Here is a 294-nt window from a genome sequence, read left to right as displayed (position 1 = left end):
CGCTGACCCAGTCGGCGGAGCTGGATCATCAGCCGGAGGACGTGGACAACAGCAACGACAACAGCCTCATCAGCCTGGCCAATGGCAAGGTGCTGCTGAGTGCAACCGTGACGGTGGTGGATGGCGACAACGACACCGCGACCGGCACGGTGAGTGCGGACTTGGGCGGCAACATCAGCTTTGAGGACGATGTGCCGAGCGTGACCATCAATGCCGTGGTAGACGGTGGCATTAGCCTGACCACCCAGGATGCACAGACCATCGGTGGGGGCAGTGACACGGCGACCGGCAGCT

1 pseudogene is annotated in these 294 nt (G+C 62.9%); it reads left to right on the top strand.

Annotated features, from left to right (window positions below):
• Positions 1-294: pseudogene (locus tag AACW87_RS15940) on the top strand (hypothetical protein); the annotation flags it as partial.

The organism is Aeromonas sp. MR7, from assembly GCF_963899385.1.
In the GTDB taxonomy this organism is placed as follows: Bacteria; Pseudomonadota; Gammaproteobacteria; order Enterobacterales; family Aeromonadaceae; genus Aeromonas; species Aeromonas bestiarum.
This window is presented reverse-complemented; position numbering and strand designations above follow the sequence as displayed.